The following is a 226-nucleotide window of genomic DNA, read 5'->3' as shown; positions in this document are numbered from 1 at the left end:
CCCGCGTCCCTGCGGGCGGACCCGGTCAGCCGTCAACGTCTCATCGATTTTCAGCCGGAACAGGGGCATTGCTGCAATGCTCTGATTTTCAGCCGCACCGGTTTTGCTGTTAAAAAACAAACCGCAGAAATGGTCAGGTGTGGGCAGGTCCGGCTGAAAATTGCCGACGTGTTTCCGTAAGGCCGGAGGAACCCGCATGGATGCGGGTTCAGGGCGCGTTTTGCAG

At 58.4% G+C, this 226-nt stretch carries 1 protein-coding gene; it reads left to right on the top strand.

What is annotated here, in order from left to right:
* On the top strand, window positions 1–180 hold a 180-nt coding region (locus tag OGX81_RS00015), incomplete at its 5' end, for a hypothetical protein (protein WP_286451747.1).
* Between the last annotated feature and the right edge of the window lie 46 nt (window positions 181–226).

The organism is Citrobacter sp. CK206, assembly GCF_030333125.1.
GTDB classification, from domain to species: Bacteria; Pseudomonadota; Gammaproteobacteria; order Enterobacterales; family Enterobacteriaceae; genus Citrobacter_B; species Citrobacter_B koseri.
The sequence above is the reverse complement of the archived record's forward strand: the minus strand, read 5'-3'. Positions and strand labels throughout refer to the sequence as shown.